This window comes from Kitasatospora sp. NPDC089913 (assembly GCF_044748625.1).
Taxonomy (GTDB): domain Bacteria; phylum Actinomycetota; class Actinomycetes; order Streptomycetales; family Streptomycetaceae; genus Kitasatospora.
Genome location: NZ_JBIVGI010000006.1, coordinates 318768 through 339902 on the forward strand (window position 1 = coordinate 318768; position 21135 = coordinate 339902).

21 protein-coding genes are annotated in these 21135 nt (G+C 73.7%); 12 read left to right on the forward strand and 9 right to left on the reverse strand.

Features of this window, described 5'->3' with window-relative positions:
- Positions 1-18: 18 nt before the first annotated feature.
- Both ACIPYS_RS12805 and ACIPYS_RS12810 read right to left on the reverse strand, forming a co-directional pair.
- Positions 19-213: a DUF397 domain-containing protein gene (locus tag ACIPYS_RS12805; protein WP_400745784.1), complete on the reverse strand. Its 195-nt coding sequence runs from the start codon at positions 211-213 to the stop codon at positions 19-21.
- 2 nt (positions 214-215) lie between these two features.
- Positions 216-1085: a helix-turn-helix domain-containing protein gene (locus ACIPYS_RS12810; protein ID WP_400745786.1), complete on the reverse strand. Its 870-nt coding sequence runs from the start codon at positions 1083-1085 to the stop codon at positions 216-218.
- 240 nt (positions 1086-1325) lie between these two features.
- On the opposite strand from ACIPYS_RS12810, the gene ACIPYS_RS12815 reads away from it, so the two are divergent.
- Together ACIPYS_RS12815 and ACIPYS_RS12820 are read left to right on the forward strand one after the other, a co-directional pair.
- Positions 1326-1703 carry an ATP-binding protein gene (locus ACIPYS_RS12815; protein WP_400745788.1) on the forward strand — a complete coding sequence of 126 codons (378 nt, stop codon included), beginning with the start codon at positions 1326-1328 and terminating at the stop codon, positions 1701-1703.
- Between the two features lie 184 nt (positions 1704-1887).
- Entirely contained in the window at positions 1888-2850 is a 963-nt protein-coding gene (locus ACIPYS_RS12820) for a 2-hydroxyacid dehydrogenase (RefSeq protein ID WP_400745790.1), read from the forward strand.
- Between the two features lie 36 nt (positions 2851-2886).
- On the opposite strand, the gene ACIPYS_RS12825 is transcribed toward ACIPYS_RS12820, so the two are convergent.
- The 3 genes from ACIPYS_RS12825 to ACIPYS_RS12835 form a co-directional block, all read right to left on the reverse strand.
- Positions 2887-3216 carry a hypothetical protein gene (locus ACIPYS_RS12825; protein ID WP_400745792.1) on the reverse strand — a complete coding sequence of 110 codons (330 nt, stop codon included), beginning with the start codon at positions 3214-3216 and terminating at the stop codon, positions 2887-2889.
- Positions 3217-3290: 74 nt separating this feature from the next.
- Positions 3291-4238, reverse strand: coding sequence for a DUF4231 domain-containing protein (locus tag ACIPYS_RS12830; protein ID WP_400745794.1), 948 nt, complete (start codon positions 4236-4238; stop codon positions 3291-3293).
- Between the two features lie 316 nt (positions 4239-4554).
- Entirely contained in the window at positions 4555-5319 is a 765-nt protein-coding gene (locus tag ACIPYS_RS12835; RefSeq protein WP_093860876.1) for an SIS domain-containing protein, read from the reverse strand.
- A gap of 221 nt (positions 5320-5540) precedes the next feature.
- Between ACIPYS_RS12835 and ACIPYS_RS12840 the strand changes: the two genes are divergently transcribed.
- Positions 5541-6233, forward strand: a complete 693-nt coding sequence (locus ACIPYS_RS12840) for a metal-dependent transcriptional regulator (protein WP_093860875.1) — start codon at positions 5541-5543, stop codon at positions 6231-6233.
- A 585-nt stretch (positions 6234-6818) separates the two neighbouring features.
- Here the strand turns inward: ACIPYS_RS12840 and ACIPYS_RS12845 are convergent.
- Positions 6819-7526, reverse strand: coding sequence for a bifunctional DNA primase/polymerase (locus ACIPYS_RS12845; protein WP_093860874.1), 708 nt, complete (start codon positions 7524-7526; stop codon positions 6819-6821).
- A gap of 326 nt (positions 7527-7852) precedes the next feature.
- Between ACIPYS_RS12845 and ACIPYS_RS12850 the strand changes: the two genes are divergently transcribed.
- Together ACIPYS_RS12850 and ACIPYS_RS12855 are read left to right on the forward strand one after the other, a co-directional pair.
- Positions 7853-9229 (forward strand): hypothetical protein, encoded by a 1377-nt coding sequence (locus ACIPYS_RS12850; RefSeq protein WP_030393555.1) that lies wholly within the window; start codon positions 7853-7855, stop codon positions 9227-9229.
- 183 nt (positions 9230-9412) lie between these two features.
- The gene (locus ACIPYS_RS12855) at positions 9413-10555 is read left to right on the forward strand and encodes a hypothetical protein (RefSeq protein WP_093860873.1); all 1143 of its coding nucleotides are present in this window, start codon (positions 9413-9415) and stop codon (positions 10553-10555) included.
- A 131-nt stretch (positions 10556-10686) separates the two neighbouring features.
- Here ACIPYS_RS12855 and ACIPYS_RS12860 read toward each other — a convergent pair whose 3' ends face one another.
- Positions 10687-11982 carry an ABC transporter substrate-binding protein gene (locus ACIPYS_RS12860; RefSeq protein WP_093860872.1) on the reverse strand — a complete coding sequence of 432 codons (1296 nt, stop codon included), beginning with the start codon at positions 11980-11982 and terminating at the stop codon, positions 10687-10689.
- 176 nt (positions 11983-12158) lie between these two features.
- On the opposite strand from ACIPYS_RS12860, the gene ACIPYS_RS12865 reads away from it, so the two are divergent.
- Both ACIPYS_RS12865 and purU read left to right on the forward strand, forming a co-directional pair.
- Positions 12159-12674, forward strand: coding sequence for a hypothetical protein (locus ACIPYS_RS12865; RefSeq protein ID WP_093860871.1), 516 nt, complete (start codon positions 12159-12161; stop codon positions 12672-12674).
- 188 nt (positions 12675-12862) lie between these two features.
- Complete coding sequence (gene purU / locus ACIPYS_RS12870) at positions 12863-13729, forward strand: formyltetrahydrofolate deformylase (RefSeq protein ID WP_093860870.1); 867 nt, start codon at positions 12863-12865, stop codon at positions 13727-13729.
- A 25-nt stretch (positions 13730-13754) separates the two neighbouring features.
- On the opposite strand, the gene ACIPYS_RS12875 is transcribed toward purU, so the two are convergent.
- Positions 13755-14990: a zf-HC2 domain-containing protein gene (locus tag ACIPYS_RS12875; RefSeq protein ID WP_400745799.1), complete on the reverse strand. Its 1236-nt coding sequence runs from the start codon at positions 14988-14990 to the stop codon at positions 13755-13757.
- Positions 14987-15649, reverse strand: coding sequence for an RNA polymerase sigma factor (locus ACIPYS_RS12880; RefSeq protein WP_400745801.1), 663 nt, complete (start codon positions 15647-15649; stop codon positions 14987-14989). The genes ACIPYS_RS12875 and ACIPYS_RS12880 overlap by 4 nt, the downstream gene beginning before the upstream one ends.
- Before the next feature lie 562 nt (positions 15650-16211).
- Between ACIPYS_RS12880 and ACIPYS_RS12885 the strand changes: the two genes are divergently transcribed.
- From ACIPYS_RS12885 to ACIPYS_RS12905, 5 genes are all read left to right on the forward strand, one after another.
- Positions 16212-16811, forward strand: a complete 600-nt coding sequence (locus ACIPYS_RS12885) for an ATP-binding protein (protein WP_107452573.1) — start codon at positions 16212-16214, stop codon at positions 16809-16811.
- Between the two features lie 563 nt (positions 16812-17374).
- Positions 17375-18772 (forward strand): MFS transporter, encoded by a 1398-nt coding sequence (locus tag ACIPYS_RS12890; RefSeq protein WP_400745804.1) that lies wholly within the window; start codon positions 17375-17377, stop codon positions 18770-18772.
- A 39-nt stretch (positions 18773-18811) separates the two neighbouring features.
- Complete coding sequence (locus ACIPYS_RS12895) at positions 18812-19339, forward strand: GNAT family N-acetyltransferase (protein ID WP_093860867.1); 528 nt, start codon at positions 18812-18814, stop codon at positions 19337-19339.
- 110 nt (positions 19340-19449) lie between these two features.
- Entirely contained in the window at positions 19450-19824 is a 375-nt protein-coding gene (locus ACIPYS_RS12900; protein WP_400745807.1) for a DUF4229 domain-containing protein, read from the forward strand.
- An 11-nt stretch (positions 19825-19835) separates the two neighbouring features.
- On the forward strand, positions 19836-20936 hold the full coding sequence (locus tag ACIPYS_RS12905) for a LacI family DNA-binding transcriptional regulator (protein ID WP_400745809.1): 1101 nt from the start codon (positions 19836-19838) through the stop codon (positions 20934-20936).
- Positions 20937-21135: the final 199 nt, after the last annotated feature.

Below are 21135 nucleotides of genomic sequence, written 5' to 3' on the forward strand. Positions count from 1 at the left end.
GCGGCTGGGGTGGGGTGTTCAGTGGGTGAGGTGGTCGAACTCGCCGGTCTTGGCGGCTTGGAGCCAGGTGGCGAGCTTGGCCTTGGTGGTGGTGACGGCTATGGCGGGTTCGTCGGATTCGCGGATGTGGATGCTGTCGCCATCGGACGCGATCTCGACGCAGTCGGCGGCGTCCCCGCTGTAACTCGACTTCTGCCAGTTGAGCTTCTCCACGGCTACCTCCCCAGGAGTTTGTACCGGACGTGCTGGATCATGCCCCACGAGTCGCGAAAGGCGGGAGACGGTCCGGGGGCAGACGCATCCAAGGCCGGTAGTGCCATGCCCTTGAGCCGGTCGAACTTTCGTCGGAACGTGGCTACTCCTTCAGGATCGCCCAGGAAAGTCGGACCGTGGGGATTCTCAAGGAGGACGGTGTCCAGCCGGGGGTGGGGTCCGTGCATCAGGACGAAGGCAGTATCGGTCGATGCGTAGATCGCGCAGTCGAACGGGAGGATCTGGATTGTCACGTGAGGCAGACGGGCCACCTCGATCAGATGGCTCAACTGTTCGCGCATGACAGCCGGCCCGCCGTACATCATGTGCAGGGCAGCCTCGTGGATCACGGCGTGGAACGGCGTGGCCTTGTCCGATGTGATCAACGAATGGCGTCGGCGCCTGAACTCAACCTTTTTCTCGGCGTATTCGAGGATGACTTCGCTGTATGCCTTGGTCTGCAGCAGGCCAGGGATCAGGTGCGTTTGGTAGCTCCCGATGGAGGCTGACGATGCCTCGAACTCTGCCAGGTCGAGGGCCTCCGATACGACATGAGGCCGGTACTCGCTCCACCAGCCCTTGCCGTTGCTCTGACACATGGCGATGAGGCCCTCCCGGTACTCGGCGTCGTTGACACCGCACGTGTCGAGCCAGAGCGCGAGCCGCTCAAGGTTGAGGCCGAGCCTGCCGGCTTCGGTGTGGCTGACTGCCGGACCCTTCATCCCGAGAACCTCGCCGATCTCGGCGGCGGACAGTCCTGCGGCGTTTCGGAGACGTCTGAGCTCATCGCCGAATCGGCGCTGCCGTTCGCTGATGTCGGTCCTGAATCCCACGTGCGTGCCTTTCTGCGCGGACGAGCGACCTCGAACCCGAAGCCTACGGAAAGTGTAGGGCTGATCGCAGAGCGTGTTGCACAGTTGAGGTGTTCTGGCCTACAGTTGCTAACGATCTCGCCGGAAGGTCTGTCAGTAGGTCTCATCTTCAAGGCAGTTGCTGTCGAGCTGCCCCGGAGCCGAAGAATTCACGGCGACAGACCCCAGGTGTGTCCGACCTACACCGCAGGGAGCATTCCCGTGTGTAACCCCAACCTCAACTCCCCCTCCCTCGCTCTCGCCCGGCAGTCGTTGCGCGACACGATGGTGCGCGCCGGGTGGGACGACCACCGCATCTTCGACGCCGAGCTCGCGCTCGCCGAACTGATCGTCAACGCCTGGCGGCACGGCCGGACCGCCGCTCCCGTCGTCCTCATCGCCACCCTCGGCCGCACCCTCCGGGTCTCCGTCGGGGACGAGAGCCACACCCTCCCCGAGCAGCACCTTTCCTCCGCACTCGGCGAACTCGCCGAGTGCGGACGGGGCCTCCAGCTCGTCGAGGGGCTCACCCACCGCTGGGGCGCCGACCCCCAGAAGAGAGGCAAGCTCGTCTGGTTCGAGCTGGACTCCGCCGCGTGACCGTGGCCCTCGCCCTGCTCCTCCTCGCCTCGGCGCTGGTCGGGGCGGTCGGCGAGGTGCTGACGCGAGCGCTGCGGGACCGGGTCGAGCGGGCGGGCAGCACGGTCGACTCGTAGGTGCCATCTATGGCACCAAGCCCTCGCCCGGAGCCCGGGCGAGGGCGCACCACGTAAACTCCGGCCCTGTGAACGAGCAGCCTCCGGTCCTGGTCACCCGTCGTCTCGCGCCCGGCGTCGTCGAGCGTCTCTCCGCGCAGCTCCCGGCCGCCCTGCACGACTCCGAACTGCCGATGAGCCGCGAGAACCTGCTCGAAGCCGTGCGCGGACGCCGCGCGCTGATCACCACCCTGGACGAGCGGGTGGACGCCGAACTCCTCGACGCGGCCGGTCCCGGCCTCGAAATCGTCGCCAACCACGCCGTGGGCTACCACAACGTCGACGTGGCGGCCTGCGCCGAGCGCGGCATCACCGTCACCAACACCCCCGGCGTGCTGACCGCCGCCACCGCCGACATGGCCTGGGCCCTGCTCCTGGCCGCCACCCGCCGGCTCGGCGAGGGCGAGCGACTGCTCCGCTCCGGCGAACCGTGGGCCTGGGCGCCGACCTTCATGCTCGGCATGGAGCTGACCGGCACCCAGCTGGGCGTGCTCGGCATGGGCCGGATCGGGCAGGCGGTGGCCCGCCGGGCCAAGGGCTTCGACATGTCCGTCCGCTACCACAACCGGAACCCGCTGCCGCCCGAGCAGGAGGACGGCGCCGAGTGGCTGCCGCTGGAGCAATTGCTCTCCACCTCCACCGTCCTGGTGGTCACCTGCCCGCTGAGCGAGGCCACCCGGCACCTGCTGGACGCCCCCCGGCTCGCCCTGCTGCCGCCCGGTGCGGTGGTGGTGTCGATGACCGCCGGGGTGGTCGACGAGGTGGCGCTCGCCGCAGCCCTGGAGTCCGGCGCGCTGTTCGCGGCCGCCGTCGACAACTTCGAGCGCGAGCCCGCCGTCCCCGCCGCCCTGCTCGCCCAGGACCGCGCCGTGCTCGCCCCGCACCTGGGCAGCGCCACCGTCCGCACCCGCCAGGCGATGGGCAACCTGGCCGTCGACAACGTCCTCGCCGTCCTCGCCGGAAAGGACCCGCTCACCCCGGTGGCCCGGTAGCGGTCGCCCGGTTCGGGCCCGCCTCGCCGACCGGGGTCAGTCGCCGATGAATTCCAGGTAGCTGCCCGGCGTCGCCGCACATTGCGCGAGGAGTGCGTCGAGGTCGAGGAGGGCCGCCCGCTGCCGCTCGTCGGAGCATGCGCGGACGAGGGTGGCGACCTCCGCACGGGTGGCTCCGGCTTCCTGCTCGTTGAAGAGCGTGTCGCCGTACGGGTCCACCCGGCCCAACCTGCCCGACCTGTCGAGGTCGAGCGTGCTCAGCGTCTGAGCGAGCGCCTCGCCGTGCCGGTACGACCCGCGCAGCAGCGTGGCCCGGGACGAGCCCTTGCCCGGCCTCCCGGAGTGCAGTTCCAGCTCGATGCCCACGAATCTCCCACCGTCTCGGCTGATACCGGCTGATATCAGCCGTCAAGCATCGCAGAGACCGCGTCCGGACCCGTTCAGTACTCCCGGTCGCCCGCGCCGTTCACGTCGCGGCGGGCCTGCCAGGTGGTGTGCTCGCGGGAGACGGCGTCCTCGGCGTCGCGGGAGAACCGGGCCCAGAGCTCCTCGGCCTCGGGCGAGCCGACGTCGAGGCTCGCCAGCTGCGCCCGGATCAGGGCCAGTTCGTCGGCGGCCAGCCCGTACGCGGCGGCGAGCGGGCGGTACTGGCGCAGCTGGGCCCAGGCGGTGACGGAGGCGGCCACGGCGGAGACCGCGCCGAGGGCGTCGAAGGAGAACATCCCCAGCGCCCGCAGCACCGCGAGCACCAGCCCGAGCAGCGGCAGCACCACGCCCGCCACCCCGGTCCAGAAGCCGGCCCGGGCGCAGTAGCGGGACTTGGAGCGGTACCAGTCCTGCTGCACCTCGATCCGCTCGCGCAGGTAGACGTCCCGGCGCAGCGCGAGCGGCTGCTCGCGCAGGGCGCGCATCGCGGGGGTGATCTGGCTCCCGGCGGGCCGGCCGGCCAGGCCGGGGCCGATCGCGCGGCTGCCGCGGAAGGCGTGCAGCACCCGGCCGAGCTGGAGGCCGTAGAGGCCCTCGGCGTCCGGCAGCGGCCGGGGCGGCGGCTGGACGGCGTCGGCCCGGACGGCGAACTTCCAGGCGAGGGTCTTCACCGATTCGGCGGCGGCCCGGCCCTCGTACCAGAGGCCCTGCGGGTTCTGCCGGCTGGTGACGGCGGAGAGGCCGATCGCGCCGAGGTAGGCGACGGCGGCGAGCCAGGCCCACGGCCGGCCGTCGGCGGAGCCGGCCGTGGCGGCCGCGACCAGCAGCAGCAGCTCGGTGGCGGAGAGCCGGACAGCCCGGTGCTGCCCCTGCTGGGAGGCTGAGTCGGCCGCCCAGAACAACTCCGGCAGCAGCTCGCGCTCCCGCACCGAACGGCCCGCCCCACCCGTGCCCGACGTCATTCCGTCCCCCCGCCCGCAGCTCCACCACCCGCCCCGGCGGTTCTGCCCCGGCGGACGGCCCGGTACGCCTGGGCGGGCAGCCGGTTGCGCCCGGGTGGACAGGCCGGGACGGGAGGGTCGGGGCAGCCCGGCGCGGACGGGCCGGGGCGGGCCGGGGGTGGGCGGGGCACCGGGGCGGCGCGGCCGTCCAGGACGGTCGGCGCAACGGTCGGCCGGTCGGCGTAGCGGTCCCGGTACCGCCCGCCGCCTGCTCGTACGTCGATCGGACCGGCCGGGGCGGAGAAGCCCGGAAAGCAGTGGAAGGCCCCGGAAGGTCTCAGAACGTGTAGAAGATCCGGTCGGCGTTGTCGGCCATCTGCTTGGCGTTCCACTCGGTGCCGCCGGGCACGTTGCCGGAGCGGAACAGCGGCGGGGCGGCGCCCTCGCCGGCGAGGGCCGCGTCGGCCAGCCGCTCCACTGCCGAGGCGACCACGGCCTGCATCAGCGCGCTGGTGACGATGGTCGAGACCGGGCCGAAGGTGGTCTCGGCACCGGGGTGGGTCAGCTCGCCGTCGCCGACCGCGATCTTGTTGTCCAGGACGACGTCGCAGTGGTCCTTGAGGTAGGTGCCGGAGGAGTGCCCCGAGGGAACGGCCCCGGGGTAGGCCAGCGAGGTCAGCCCGACCACCTTGAGGCCCCGGGTCCGGGCGTACTGGGCCAGCTCCACGGGCATGGTCTGGCGGCCCGAGAGCGAGATCAGGAACAGCAGGTCGCCGCTGGTGGCGGGGGTGAGGTCGAGGGTGGTGGTGGCCAGTCCGGAGACCCGCTCCAGGGCGCTCGACAGCGGCGCCGGCATCACCGTGACCCCGGCCATGCCGGGGACCTCCAGCAGATTGATCGGCACCAGCCCGCCGGCCCGGTAGACCACGTCCTGGGCCGCCAGCGAGGAGTGCCCGGCGCCGAAGGCGAAGACCCGGCGGTTCCCGGCGATCGCCTCGGCGAGCAGCTCGGCGGCGGCCTCGATGTTCGCCGCCTCCTCGGTCCGCACCCGCTGGAGGTGGGCGATCGCGGCCTCGAAGTACCGGCCGACCAGCTCGCTCATCTGCTGCCTTCGCTCTCTGCCGGTGGGGGCCCCGGCCGGGTGGGGCGGCCGTGATGGTCCGGACCGCTGGTGGAGAAAGCTACGGCGAGCACCGTGCTGCCTCACCGGTGCCGCTGTCAACAGCCACGAAATGCCGCCCCCCGCAGCCCGGGGCGGGCCCGGTTGTCGTCGCGGTACGTCAGAATTGGCGGTGAGGACCCCGAGGAACGGAGCCAGCGGCGATGTCTGGGCTGATCGACACCACTGAGATGTACCTTCGCACCATCCTGGAGCTGGAGGAGGAGGGCATCACCCCGATGCGCGCCCGGATCGCCGAGCGCCTGGAGCAGAGCGGTCCCACGGTCAGCCAGACGGTCGGCCGGATGGAACGCGACGGGCTGCTCCGGGTAGCGGGCGACCGCCACCTGGAGCTGACCGAGGAGGGCCGCCGGCTCGCGGTGCGGGTGATGCGCAAGCACCGCATCGCCGAGTGCCTGCTGGTCGACGTGATCGGGCTGGAGTGGGAGCAGGTGCACGAGGAGGCCTGCCGCTGGGAGCACGTGATGAGCGAGACGGTCGAGCGCAAGGTGCTCGCGATGCTCGGCCACCCGACCCAGTCCCCGTACGGCAACCCGATCCCGGGGCTGGACGAGCTGGGCGACGCCAAGGCCGAGGGCGAGGGCTTCGACGCCGGGCTCGTCGCACTGGACACGGTGCTGCCGGGCGAGGACGGCGCCGACGTGGTGGTCCGCCGGATCGGCGAGCCGATCCAGACCGACGGCGACCTGATGCGCACGCTGCGCCGGGCCGGGGTCCGTCCCGGCTCCACGGTGCGGGTGACCGCCGGGGTCGGCGGGCTCATGGTGGGCTCCGGCGACAACGCGGCCGAGCTCGGCAAGGACATCGCCGCGCACGTCTTCGTCGCACAGGGCTGAGGGCGGCCGCCCGGGGGCCGAGGACGGACGCCCGGGCGGGGGACGGCCCGCGCCCCGCGCTGGACGAGAACGGCCGGAAGGGCCCGGTGCTCCCCGTGCACCGGGCCCTTCCGCCCTCCCCGTTCCCTCCCGCTCCCGCGGCACCGGCCTCCCCGAACCCGGCCGGTACCGCGGCCCCCGCCCTTCCCCCCCGTCCCCTCCGGTTCCCCTCCGTCCCTCCCGTCCGCCCCGCCCGGCTTCCCCGACCGAGCGCCCCTTCCGGCGGCCCCTCACAGGGGAATTCCTGCCACTCGGCCGATCATGGCAATCCTTGAGCGTTGTCACTCGTACGAGGGGCTTTCGCCGTTGACCAGCGGGTACACCGAACCCTTATCCGCACATGCGTATGACGGGCCCGGTCTCCGGTGGGAGACCGGGCCCGTCACTCGCGCGCGGGGTGTCGCGCGTGGCACGCCCCTCACCCGATCGGCGTAGGGCGGCAGTCCTCGGAAGGGTCGGCCGTTCGTCGGTTTCCCGGTTCGGCCGTTCAGCGGGTCGGCGGTTCGGCCGTTCGGCGGGTCGCCGGCGGGGCGGCCCGGGCGGCGGTCAGCGCACCGCCGCGGGCTGGGCCGGCTGCGCCGCGGCGGCCGGCGCCTCGCGCCCGCAGGCGTAGGCCAGCGGATTGATCAGCTCGGCGGCGTCCGGCAGCCAGCGGTTGAGCGCGGAGGGCGAGCGGGCCCACTGGGCGAAACCGGTCGGGCCGACCCGGGACGGCGGGGCCACCGTCCAGTCGCCCTCGCCCCGGGCCACCAGGTCCAGCCGGGCCGGCGGCCAGCCCAGCTTGCGGAGCATCTCCGGCAGCTTGGCCGACACCCCGGGCAGCACCAGGAAGTGCAGCCGCCGCCCCGCCCGGCCCTGCGCGGCGGGAACGACCGCCACCGGGCCGAGCTGCAGGCCCATCCGCTCCATCCGGGCCAGCGCCAGGCAGCCCGCCACCTCCGGCACGTCCAGGACGTCGAAGGACCTGCCGGTCGGCAGCAGGATCGACGCCTCCGGCCGCTCCGTCCACCAGCGCCGTACCGCGCCCGGCCCCGCGCTCGCCTTGCGCGCCCAGTCCGAGTCGATCGGGTGGGCACCGGGCAGCGCGCAGCGCGGCTCGCCGCACGAGCAGCGGGCGGGGCCGTCGCCGTCGATCAGCCAGGCGCCCGGGGCGACCTCCCAGTGACGGGTCTCGGCGTAGCTGACGGCTTCGACGAGCAGCGGGGGCAGTCCTGCGTCGGAGCCCTGGTCGGGGGAGTCGGGGGTGTCTTCCACGGGCTGCTCAACTACCGTGCGTGAGGCGGGTTACGGTCGGGTCCCGGCCGTTCCGCCACGCGGTGGCAATTCACCCGAACCGGTGAGGCGGACCGTGCGGGAGCGCGCCGGGGGGAGGCAGGGTGGGCGCAATGGGGGCGCACGGGAGCATTTTGCCGGGCGCGTGGGGGGTGGGGATCGTCACCGTGGGTATCCCGCTGGCGTTGCTGATCGCTAACCTGGTGTCAGTTTCCTTGAACGGTCGGACAGTCGGCAACTCGGCAACAGAGATCAGCAGAAAGCGTCGCCCGCCGGCCGGGACCGGAGGGTGTGGGGAGGCGAAGCCCATGGCCGCGAGACCACTTGTCGCACGACAGCCCAACGAGCGCCTGCAGCAGCTGATCCAGGAGGCCAGCTGCTCCAACGCCGGTCTGGCACGGAGAGTGAACCTCTGCGGTGCCGAGCACGGTCTTGACCTGCGCTACGACAAGACCTCCGTCGCACGCTGGCTCCGCGGCCAGCAACCGCGCGGACAGGCACCGGCGGTGATCGCCGAGGCGCTCGGACGCAAACTCGGGCGCAGTGTGTCGGTCGAGGAGATCGGCATGGCGGACGGCAAGAACCTCAGCTCCGGCATCGGGCTGCAGTTCGCGCCGACACTGGGCGCCGCACTCGAGCAGGTCTGCGAACTCTGGCGCAGCGACGTCGGGCGCCGGGACTTCCTGACCGGGGCGACCGTGGCGGCCTCCGCCCTGGTCGAGCCCAGCCGGGACTGGCTGATCACCCCGCCGGACCCGGTGGTGGCCCGCAGCGGCGGCACCCGGGTCGGCCCGACCGATGTCGCCGCGATCAAGGCGACCACCGCGATGCTGGTCGACCTGGACCACCGGTTCGGCAGCGGCCACGTCCGCCCGGTCGTGGTGCACTACCTCAACAGCGTGGTCTCCGGCCTGCTCGGCGGCTCCTACCGGGAGGAGACGGGCCGCCAGCTCTTCGCGGCCGTCGCCCGCCTGACCGAGCTGGCGGGCTACATGGCGGTGGACACCGGACAGCCCGGCCTCGCCCAGCGGTACTACATCCAGGCGCTGCGGCTGGCCCAGGCCGCCGACGACCGGGGCTACGGCGGGTACGTGCTGGCGGCCTCGATGAGCCACCTGGCAGCGACCCTGGGCAACCCGAGGGAGATCGCCCAGCTCGCCCGGGCCGCCCAGGAGGGGGCCAGGACGGTCGCCACCCCGACCGCGATGGCGATGTTCTACGCGGCCGAGGCGCGCGGCCACGCCCTGCTCGGCGACGCCCGGGCGTGCGAGGCGGTGGCCGCCAAGGCGCTGGAGATGATGGAGAAGCGCCGCCCGGAGGACGACCCGGACTGGATCGTCCACTTCGACGACGCCTACCTGGCCGACGAACTGGCCCACTGCCACCGGGACCTCGAACAGGCGGGCCAGGCCGAGCACTACGCCCGCCGGGCGCTCGACCTGCACCCGCCGACCCGGGTGCGGCGCCGGGCGGTGGACCTCGTCCTGCTGGCGACGGCTCAGCTCCAGCAGCGGGACGTGGAACGGGCCTGCGAGACGGGCGCGCAGGCGGTCCGGCTGCTGAGCGGTCTGCGTTCCAACCGGGGCGTGGAGTACCTGGACGAGTTCCGCCGGCGGCTGGAGCCGTACCGGGAGCAGCGGGTGGTCCGCGAGTTCCAGGCCAGGGCGGAGGCGGAGGCGGCCTGATCGGCCCTGGTGGCGCGGTGGCGGGGAGCGTGCGGGGACGGTGGAGGACGGACCGCCCACGTGGTCGGCCGGTTCGGTGAACCGGTAGCGTGGGCGCGACGTCCAAGGAACTGTGATGCTCCCAAGAACCGACGAGATGTGGTCCGCCGTCAGCGCGCGGTCGTGCACAGGTGAGGAATCGCGTTGAGCCAGCGCCGCTCGTACCCCAACTCCGGTGACTTCAATCTGGACGACCTGTTCCGTCCGGAGCCGGGACAGCAACCGGCCCAGCAGCCACCTCAGCAACCGGGGCAGCAGCCGCCTCAGCAACCGGTCCAGCAGCCCGGGCCGCCGTACGGTCAGCAGCCGGCCGCGCCGCCGTACCCGGGCCCGCCGCCCGGCCCGCAGCCCGGCCCCTACCCGGGCCAGGCCTCCGGGCAGCCCGAGTACTTCGGCGACAGCGTGCTGCCCACCCAGGCCATGCCGGTCCAGCAGCAGGGGATGCCCGCGCCCGGCTGGGGCGGCGCGGCGCACCCCGGTCACCCGGCCGACCACAGCCAGGCCACCCAGTACCTGCCGCAGTACCCGGCGGCCGACCCGCAGGGCGCAGGCGGTTATCCCCCGGCCCGGCCGGGGTACGCCGACGGCCCCGCGCCGGACTACCCGGACCGGTCCGGCGCGGCCCCGGCCGGGCGCGGCGGCGGCCGCTCCTCCGGCAAGCTGGTGATCGGCGGCGTGGTGATCGGGGGCATCGCCGCGGCCGCCCTGGTCGCGGTGCTGATGAGCGGCGACGACAAGGGCGGGTCGAAGCCGCAGGCCGCCCCGGCGACCACCGGCGGTTCCACCACCGCCACCACCGCGCAGCAGGGCCCGGGCCCGACCACCGCCTCCGTCAACCCGGAGGTCAAGGCGCAGGCCCAGGCGCTCTCCGACCTGCTCGGCACCGCCAGCGACAGCCGGCAGGCGGTGATCGGCGCGGTCGCCTCGGTGCAGAAGTGCGAGAAGCTCCCCGAGTCGCAGCAGGCGCTGACCGCCGCGGCCGGCCAGCGGCGGGAGCTGCAGACCAAGCTCGCCGCACTGAAGACGGACAAGCTGGCCGGCGGTCCGCAGCTGGTCGAGCAGCTGAACGCGGCGTGGGCGGCCTCGGCGTCCGCCGACGACGAGTACGCGGCCTGGGCCGGGGACGCGCAGAGCGGCTGCGACCCCAAGAAGAACGACAACCAGCACTACAAGAACGCCGTCGCCGCGAGCGGCACCGCCACCACCGCCAAGAAGCAGGCGTCCGGCCTCTGGAACACCGTCGCGGGCCAGACCGCCCTGCCCACCCGTACCGACGGCGACCTCTGAGTCCTCCCCGCCGGGGCTCGGCGGGGAACAACGGCGGAGGGCCCGACCACAGACCGTGGTCGGGCCCTCCGCCGTTCCCGGGGTGCGTGGGCGCGTGGGCGCGTGGACGCGTTCGCGGGGAGCGGGTCGGCTCAGGCGGGCGGCTTGCCGCCGGTGAGCACCCAGCGCACATCGACGAAGCCGGGCCGCTGCAGGGTCATCTGGCCGCCCTTGACCACCTGGAAGGTGACCCAGGTGTTCACCAGCCGGGGCGACTCGGTGCTCGGCAGCATGTTGGTGGTGGCCCAGTTCAGCGGCGGGGTGAGCCCGACGTCGATCGGCTCGCCGCCGTCCAGCAGGGTGGTCACGGCCTTGCTGGTGATCGTCTGCCCGGCCGCGGCCAGACGCTCGGAGATCTGCTTGAACACCTCGTAGGCGACCCAGGTGGTCTGCACCCCCGGGTCGGCGGCGTCGATGTGCCGGTCGGAGTCGGCGCGGATCACCGTGCGCAGGCCGTCCCAGATCTTGGCCGACTCCGGCGGGTACCAGCCGGTCACGAACGCGCCGGAGAGCGGGCCGCTGTCGCCGCCGGTGGAGTCCACCACCGACTGCTGCACGCTGCCGATCACCGAGGCGATCCTGGTGTTCTTCGCACCGGTCCGGCGGAAGGCGTCGAGCAGGTTGCCGGTCGGCTCGGCGCCGAGCGCGCTGGTGACGCAGTTGCCGGCCTGGTCGGTGCCGATCGCCTTGCGGACCACCGGGCTGTAGTCGTTGGACTTCTCCGGTGCCTTGACGTCCAGCAGCTTGATCCCGGCCGGCTTGAGCGCGTTGCCGAGGTAGCCGAGCAGGTTGTCGCCGGCCGGGGTGTCCGGGCGGATCAGCGAGACGGCCTTGCAGCCGGCCTCCACCAGCTGGCGGCCGCTGCCGCCGATCAGGGCGGGCATGCCGCCGCCCACCGGGTAGGACAGCGGGCTGCTGAACTCCGGCTGGGACAGGCCGTAGCCACCGATCAGCGGGATGCCGGCGCGCTCCAGGACCGGCATGAAGTCGTCGCCGAACTGGCTGTAGGAGCCCAGCACCGCGACCGCCTTGGCGTCCACCGCCTGCTGGGCGCAGGTCCGGGCGCCGTCGGAGGTGTTGTGCTCGTTGCAGGTGATGACGTTGAGCCGACGGCCGTTGAGGCCGCCCTTGACGTTGAGGTCCTTGCCGATGGCCTCGGCCAGGGCGGTCATGCCGGGACGGTCGGCCGAGCCGGTGCCGGACGGTGCCCAGGTCATGACGGTGAGGTCGCCGCTACCGGTGGCGGCGTCGGCCGGTCCGCCGCACGCGGAGGCCGAGAAGAGGGTGGGAAGCAGCGCCGCGGCGGTCGCGACGGCCGCGATCGGGCGCCGGTTGCGCCGTCCTGCGATCGGGTTCATGGCCTGGGACGAGCCCCTTCGGCTGGTCATGGGTCTATCCCTCCCGGGGCGCTCTCTGCTGCGCACCTGGTCCAGCCAATCCCCGGTGCCGCAAGCCGAGAGGGCCGTAAAGCCAACAAACGACCAACGGCGGAGGAACTCCGGGCGTGAACGCGTGTAGATCGGGAGTGGAGCACGAACGGTGGGGGAACGTACGATCCATCTCCATGTCCGCCAGCACAGAATCTTCGTATCGGTCTGCCCGAAACCCTTCTCGTCCGGGCCACCGCTCCAGCACGATGGGCGGCATGCCGCTCAACGACCTGCCCTGGTGGCGCTGGCGGGCCCGACTCCGCTCGGCCCTGCACATGCTCTCCGACCCCGGGTTCCAGCGGGAGGCCTGGCTGGCCGGCCGCGAGGGGTACGGCGATGTGACCGATGCCGTCTACCGCCTGGTCGAGGACACCTGGCTGGACCGCTGGTCCGCCGAGAAGTACATCGGCACGATCTTCCGGGACCCGGCCGAGGCCACGCTGGTGGACCTCGCGGTGCTGCGGGTCGTGCAGATCCTGCACGAGGTCGGTGCGGACGCGCCGGCCGCCGCCTACCTCGGGCACCAGGACTGGCCGGAGGCGGTCCGGGCGGCCCGGGAGGCGCACGTCCTGCTGGCGGCCAACGACGGCGAGGACCCGGACGCGCCGCCGCGCTCGCTGGACATCCTGCGGATCCTGACCCAGGTCTGACCGGTCCGGCGGGCGGCCGACCTGCTGCTGGGCCCCGGGCCGACCGGCGGCCGGCCGGTCGGCCCGGGGCCGGTGCCCCGGTGCGGGCCGGTCCGTCCCGGAGTGCGGGCAGTCCGGCTGGGGGTGTCCCGGAGTGTGAAACGCTGGAGCATTCACACCAGCACGAGCTCAGGACGGGATACCCCCACGTGGAACAGCAGCCGGCCAGCGCCCAGTACGTCCTCACGCTGTCCTGCCCCGACAAGCAGGGCATCGTCCACGCGGTCTCCAGCTACCTCTTCATGACCGGGTGCAACATCATCGACAGCCAGCAGTTCGGTGACGGGGACAGCGGGCTGTTCTTCATGCGGGTGCACTTCTCGGCGGTCGAGCCGGTGACCGTCGACAAGCTGCGGGCCAGCTTCGCCGCGATCGGCGCCTCGTTCGGGATGGACTGGCAGATCCACCCGAGCGAGCAGAAGCTGCGGATCGTCCTGATGGTCAGCAAGTTCGGCCACTGCCTCAACGACCTGCTGTTCCGCACCCGGATCGGCGCGCTGCCGGTGGAGATCGCCGCGGTGGTCTCCAACCACACCGACTTCCGCGACCTCACCGAGGGCTACGGCATCCCGTTCCACCACATCCCGGTGACCAGGGAGAACAAGGCCGAGGCCGAGCAGCAGCTGCTGGACCTGGTCGCCAAGGAGAACGTCGAGCTGGTCGTGCTGGCCCGCTACATGCAGGTGCTGTCGGACAACCTCTGCACCGCGCTGTCCGGCAAGGTGATCAACATCCACCACTCCTTCCTGCCGAGTTTCAAGGGCGCCAAGCCGTACCACCAGGCGCACACCCGGGGCGTGAAGCTGATCGGCGCCACCGCGCACTACGTCACGGCCGACCTGGACGAGGGCCCGATCATCGAGCAGGAGGTGGCCCGGGTGACCCACGACATCACCCCGGACCAGCTGGTCGCGCTCGGGCGGGACGTCGAGTGCCAGGCGCTGGCGCGCGCGGTGAAGTGGCACAGCGAGCACCGGGTGCTGCTGAACGGCAGCCGGACGGTGGTCTTCGCCTGAGCCGTCCGTAACGGCCGGGCCTCCGTTACGGCCGGGACAGCAGGGGCGTCGCGCGCAGCACCTCGCGGATCGCGGCCCGGTCGCCGTGCTCGCCGACCGGCACCCGGTCCGGGTCGCGGTGCGCGGCGGCCAGCTGGCAGAACTCCAGCCCGTCCAGCACCATCGCGGCCACCGGCTCGCCGCCGGGCGGACCGGCGGACGGGCCGTCCAGCGGTATCAGCCACTCGCCGGCCGCCGGACCGTCGATCACCAGCCGGATCCGGCGGCCGGTCCTGCGCCCGGCTCCGGCACCGGTCCCGGTCCCTGAGCCGTCCGGCCGCGCGTCGGTGCCGCCGAGCGCCGCACCGGCCGGTTCGGGGCGCGCCGCCCGCTGTCCGGCCAGGGCCAGCGGCAGCATCCGCACCGCCAGGTCGATCATCTGCCGCAGGTGCTGCGGGGCGGGCGGGTCGTACGGGTAGGCGACCGCCCGGGCGATGTCCTCGCCGTGCACGTAGCACTCGAAGGCCCGGTCGACGAAGGCGTCCCGCAACGGGACGGTCGCGAAGCCGAAGTCCACCGGGGTGTTGCCCTGCGGGGCGAGCGCGGCCGAGCGGACCAGTTCGTGGCAGTGCCGGCGCCACCGGGCGCGGATCCGCTGGGGCGGCTGGCCGGCCTGCTCGGCGGTGAGCCGGGCGGTGCGTTCGGCGATCCGGGCCCAGGGCGGGCCCGCCTGCGGCGGCACCCGGGGCACCGCGCCGGTGACGGCCTCCTGCGGCGGGACCCGGCGCGCGGTGGCCTGCCCGCCGTCGGCGACCGGGCCGCCCGGCACCGGGTCGGGCAGGCCGAGGGCGACGGCCAGATAGCCGTCCACGGCGGCCAGATGGCACAGGACCTCGGCCGGACGCAGGTACTCGGTGCCGCCGTGCCAGGGGAGTTCGGCCACCTCCTGCCACTCCTCGGGGCCGAGGTCGCGCAGCAGGGCGTCGAGCTTGGCGGTCTCGGCCGTGTACGGCATGCCCCAGGTGGGAACCGGGAGTTCGGCGGGGCGGCGGGTCAGGCACCAGTCGAGCACCTGCTGACGCAGGGCGCCGGGCTGGTCCAGCGGCTCCTCGACGGAGAGCCAGCCGGCCGCCTCGCGGAGCCGTCCGGCCTCCTCCGCGCACTGCGGGCAGCCGGTCAGGTGGAGTTCGAGCTCGGCGGCCTCGGCGGCGGGGACGGCTCCGAGGGCCCAGGCGCCGAGCAGTGAGCGCAGCGCCTCGTGCCGCTCGTCGGTGGTCGTCACGTCCCTCCGCCCTCCGTCCGTCGCCCGGCCTCCCCGGCCCCCGGTCCGTCCGCGCTCCCGGCGCCCGGGGCCGGGAGCCCGTCGCGCGGACCGCCGGCCGGCGGCGCGGCGGACCGGTGCCGCGCGTGCTCCTGCTCCAGTTCGGTGGCCAGCAGTGCCAGCCCCAGTCGCATCCGCTGTTTGGCGGCCTGTTCGCTGATTCCGAGCCGACGGGCCGTCTCCTGGTAGGTCCGGCCGTCGTAGTAGGACTCCGTGATCGTCTCACGCAGCGGTTCCGGCAGGGCGGAGACCACGTACTGGACCCGGGCGGCCGTGGCCACCGTACGGATCTCGTCCTCCTCGGCGGGCCCGGCGTAACCCGCCGCCTCGGCGCGGCGGGCGCGCAGCCGGTCCACCGCGCGACGGTGGGTCAGCGCGCCGAGCCAGGAGCGGAGCGAGCCGCGGGACGGGTCGAAGGTCTCGGGGTGTTCCCAGACGTGGGCGAAGATCTCCCGGGTGAGTTGGGCCGCGGCGGTCTGGTCGGCCAGTATCCGGCCCGCCAATCCGTGCACCATCGGCGCGAGTTGGTCGTACAGCTCGCCGAGGGCGGTCTCCTCGCCCCGGGCCAGGCGCCGTTGCAGCTGCTCGTCCCGGCGCGGGGCGTCGTCGGTGGTGGCCACCGGTCACCACCCCTCCTGCCGGACCGACCGCTGACGCGTCCACGGTATCCCGGGCCGTTCGGGCGGCGGAGCGATTCGGGGAAGAACGGAGTCCGGTGCTTCGGATGGTCCGATCGTGGGATCTGCCGTCGATCCCGCTGTTGCGCTGTTCGAAGGTGGTTGGACATATGTCGCACGGGTGGTTCGCGAGTGGCGGGCGCGGCACGAGGGGCGGACGGCGGTAGGTTCGCCTCTGCGTCCGGGGCCGGTCGGAGCGGCCGGGCGATCGCCGGTCCGAGGCTCGCCAGAGTGAGCGGGACAGTATGCCCTGCGCCGTCCCCCGATCGCTGGAATATGCCCGAAGCGCTTGCTGCGGTCCGCCGGCCGACTCATCCTGAGGCGTATTCGCGTCGTGGTCGACGAGCGACGGACGAGCCGGTGCGGGCGCACCGCGCCGGGTGTGACGTGCGGTGGCCCGGCGGACAGCGGCCCGGAGGACGGCGGCCCGGTGCGTACCCGGGCCGGCCGGGCGACCAGGGCCCGGTCGAGACGGTGCCGAACTGCGAGTGCGGGTGGTGGAGCGGTGCAGGTTCTTCAGGTACAGCTGGCGGTGCAGGCGGACCCCGCCGAGGTCGGCCGGGCCCGCCGGTGGGTCCGCTCGCGGCTGCTCAACCACGGGGTGGACCCGGACGCGCCGATCGCCGAGACGGTGGTGCTGGTGGTCTCCGAGCTGGTCACCAACGCCGTGGTGCACACCGGCTGTCCGGCCGTGCTGCGGCTCTGCTTCCCGCTGGGCGACTTCCCGGGCGTGCCGCCGGACGGCTCCGCGTCGGACCCGTCGGCGTTCACCTCGGCGGCGGCCGGCCCGTCGGGGGCCGGTGCGAGCGGCTCCCCGTCCTCGGGTGCGCTCCCGGCCGCGGGTGGTGAGGTGCGCGAGGCGGCGACGGTCGGCCCGCTGCGGGTCGAGGTCGCCGACGCCAGCCAGGTCGCCCCCGCGCCCCGGCACGCGGGCGCGGACGTCGACGCCACCAACGGGCGCGGGCTGGAGCTGGTCGAACTGCTCTGCGACCGCTGGGGCTGGTACCCGGACGGCTCGGGCAAGCGGGTCTGGTGCGAGATCAGCCCCGACGCCCGGCCGGTGGACCCGCTGAGCACCGTCGACTGGGCGGCGCTCGCGCAGTAGGGGCGGGCCTCGGACGGGCCTCGGACCGGCCTCGAACCGGGTCCCGGACCGGCCGCGGGCAGTTCCGGGCGGCTCCGGGCGGGGCGTCGGCGGGTGTGGTGATCACCGGGCCGAAAGCTGACGCAACCATTCCGAATTTCCGACAACCCATTGACGTGACGTATCCGACTGATCACGCTTGGGTGCAGCTCTCCGTCGCGAGGGGACGCCGAGGGACACCGAACGCCGCCGCGGTGCTGCTGTCCAGGGGGATCACGTCAGCAGGGGGGCCGCAGGCAGGGCCGATCGGATGACCGTTCCTCGGCGAGTGCGGAGGGCGTCGCACGGGTTCAGGGCCCGTGCACCGGGGTTGGATGGCGGTCGGCCGTGCCGTGCTCGGGGTGCGTGCGGCCCGCCGCCATCCGATCCGCCCGCCGCGGGCGAGCCTTTTCGGCCACCGGCCCCGTTCACCGGGCGCCCGGACCTCCGTCGGCCGGTTCCCGCTCCCCGGTTGGCCCGATTCCGACGAAAGCTGGCAGCCCCGCCCCTCGTCGTGCCGAGGCCCCTTCGGGAGACTCGGCCGCGTGAACGAAGCGAACGCCCCCACCGGCACGGCGGCTCCGGCCGGAACCGCCGACCCTGTCGGATCTGCCGACCCTGCCGCAGCTGCCGCCCCTGCCGACCGTTCCGGACTTGCCGATCCCGCCGGGCCGGCCCGCGCCCCCCGGGTCCACTACGCCTGGGTGGTGGCCGGGGTCGCCCTGCTGGTGCTGCTCGGCTCGGCCGGATTCCGCTCCACGCCCAGTCTGATGATGGACGCGCTGCACACCGAGTTCGGATGGTCGATGGGCACGATATCCAGCGCCACCTCGGTGAACCTCGCCCTCTACGGCCTCACGGCGCCGTTCGCCGCCGCGCTGATGGACCGGTTCGGCGTCCGGTTGGTGGTGGTCTGCGCGCTGCTGACCATCTCGGTCGGCTCCGGCCTCACCATGCTGATGCGCGAGCCCTGGCAACTGGTGCTGTGCTGGGGCGTACTGGTCGGTCTCGGCAGCGGCTCGATGGCCGGGGCGTTCGCGACCACCGTCACCGGCCGCTGGTTCCGGGCCCGGCAGGGCCTGGTGACCGGGGTGCTGACGGCCGCCGGGGCGGCGGGCAACCTGGTCTTCCTCCCGCTCGGCGCCTGGCTGGTCGAGCAGCACGGCTGGCGCTCGGCGGTCGTGGTGGTCTCGCTGGCGGCCAGCGCGGTGGCCGTCCCGGTGCTGCTGCTGATGCGCGAGCGGCCCGCCGACCTCGGCCTGTTCCCGTACGGCGCGACCGAGCCGCCGCCCGCCCCGGCGGCCGGGGGCCGTGCGCTGGCCCGTTCGCTGCGGGTGCTCAGGGACGCCGCCCGCACCCGGGCGTTCTGGCTGCTGGCCGCGTCCTTCGCGATCTGCGGAGCGACCACCGCCGGGCTGGTCGGCACCCACTTCATCCCGGCCGCCCACGACCACGGCCTGCCGGTCACCACCGCGGCGAGCCTGCTCGCACTGATCGGTGTCTTCGACGTGATCGGCACCGTCGCCAGCGGCTGGTTCACCGACCGCTTCGACGCCGGACGGCTGCTCGTCGTCTACTACGCGCTCCGCGGACTCTCGCTGCTCCTGCTGCCGCAGTTGTTCGCCGGCTCGCTGGAACCGCCGATCCTGGCGTTCGTGATCTTCTACGGCCTCGACTGGGTGGCCACCGTCCCGCCGACCGTCGCGCTCTGCCGGCGGTACTTCGGGGAGGACGCGCCGATCGTCTTCGGCTGGGTGCTGGCCTGCCACCAGATCGGTGCCGCGGTGGTGGCCGGTCTGGCCGGGGTCGCCCGGGACGCGCTCGGTGACTACGACCTCGCCTGGTACGTGGCGGGCGGGCTCTGCGCCGTCGCGGTGCTGCTCTGCCTGGCCCTGCGGACCCCCGGGCGGCGGAGGGGGCGCGCGGTCCCGGTCCCTGGCTGAGCACCGGAGTGTCGTGAGGGGTGGCTAGGCTCCGGAGCCATGACGCTGAGTTTCACCCTGGACCCCGGGTTCGGCCCCGAACTGCGCGCCGAGGTCACCGGCCTGTGGACGGCCGCCAGCAACGCCGGTGGGGCCGTCGGCTTCGTCCACCGGGTGACCGAGGAGGAGGTCGGGGCCGCCGGGGCGGCACTGTTCGCCGGGCTGGCCCCGGCCGGACCGCACCGGCTGCTGATCGCCCGGGAGACCGGGACCGGGCGGCTGGCCGGGCTGCTGTTCCTGGAGTCGATGCGGTTCGGGCCGATGGACCACTGGCGGCTGGTCACCAAGGTCATGGTCCACCCCGCGCTGCAGGGGCGCGGGTACGGTGCGGCGCTGCTGGCCGAGGCCGAGCGGATCGGCCGGGAATGGGGGCTGGCCGGGTTGAAGCTCCAGGTGCGGGGCGGCCTCGGCCTGGAGGCCTTCTACCTCCGCAGCGGCTATGTCGAGGTCGGCCGGGTGCCCGGTGCCATCCGGGTCGCCCCCGGTGACGACCGGGACGATGTCGTCATGTGGCGCGACCTGCGCTGATCATGCCCGCGCCGGGGCGGTCCGGGGCGGGACCCGTTCCCCGCCGGGCCCGTCGGGCATGCTTCACTGGGAGACCGGCCGGTCCCAGCGCAGTGAAGGATGTGTCCCCGGTGAGCAGCAAGGTGAGCAAGAAGTCGCACGCCACACTCCGCTACACCTCGATGCGGGTCTCCGTCTTCCTGGCCTGTCTGCTGGTCGCGCTGATCCTCGGCCACTTCCAGGTGATCCCGGTCTCCGGCGAGGCCGGGGTGATCTTCCTCTTCCTGCTGGCCGCCGTCGTCTCGGCGCCGCTCAGCTATGTGCTGCTCAGCCGGCAGCGTGACGAGATGTCGGTCGAGATCTCCGGCCGGGTGGACGGCATCCGCACCCGGACGGCCTCCCGGATCGCCGCGCAGAACGCCGAGGAGGACGCGGTGGACGACGCGCTGCGTGCCGCGACCACCAAGGCGCCCGCCGGCCCCGCCGCCTCGGCCCCGCAGAACTGACCCGCGCCACCGTGCCGGAGAAGGCCGCACCGGAGGACGCGGAGCCGGGGGACGGCGTTCCGCCGGGCCGCCCCGAACCGGCCGCCGGGACCTGGCCGGCCCCGGTCCGCCGCCCGACCGGTCGGGACGTCGCCCGCCTGGCCGGGGTCTCGCAGGCCACCGTCTCGCTGGTGTTCTCGGGCTCCGAGGCGGGCCGCCGGGTCTCCGACGCGACCCGCGAGCGGGTCCGCGAGGCCGCCCGGGGCCTCGGCTACCGGCCGCAGGCCGCCGGACGCCAACTCCGGCTGGGCCGCAGCGGCATGATCCTGCTGGCCGTGCCGAACATCCTCGGCCCGTTCTTCGGCCGGGTGCTGGAGGGCGTCCACGAGGAGGCCGGCAAGCACGGTCTGGCCGTCGTGGTCAGCTCGGGCTGGGGGAGTGCCACCCTCGCCGAGGCCGCCACCACCAGCCGCTTCGACGGCCTGCTGATCTGCTCCCCGGACGACAGCCAGCTCGGCGAACTGCCCGCCGACACCCCCGTCGTCTTCCTGGACGCCGACCCCGACCCCGGTGGCGGTCTGGCCCGTCCGACGGTCGAACTGGACGTGGGCGGCGGGATGCGCGCCGCCGTCGCCCATCTCGCCGCCCTCGGCCACCGCCGGATCGCCAGGCTGCGGTCCACCCACGCCGCGTACACCTTCCGGGTCCGCCAGGCGGCCTTCGAGGAGACGGTGCTGGAGCTGGGTCTGGACGCGGTCGAACTCGGGGTCAGCCTGAACGAGGGCCAGGCCGCCGCACGCGAGGTCGCCCACCGGCTGCTGGACCTGCCGGACCGGCCGCACGCGGTGATCTGCGACGACGACGTGGTCGCCGCCGGCGTCTACCAGGCCGCCGCCGAGCGGGGTCTGCGGGTGCCCGCCGACCTCTCCGTGGTCGGGATCGACAACGTCCCGGTGGCCGCGCTGCTCACTCCGCCGCTCACCACGGTCGACCTGCCCGGCGAGGAGCTGGGCCGGGCCGGGGTGGCGGCGCTCGCCGGACTGCTCCGGGGCGAGGCGGTCGCACCCGTGCCGCCGCTCGCCACCTCGCTGGTGCTGCGCTCCTCCACCGCCCCGGTGTCCCCGGAGCACTGACAGGTCTTCCCGGAGCACCGACGGGTCTTCTCGGAGCACCGACGGGTCTCCCTCGAGCACCGACACCGACACCGGCGGCCGCCGGGCTCCCGGCCCGTGGTCGCCGCTTCCCTGGTTCGTGCCGGACGGGCGCACGGGCGCACGGGCGGGGCGGACGGGCGCGCGGTTCCGGCGCGGTCCGGGGCGGGGACGACGAAGT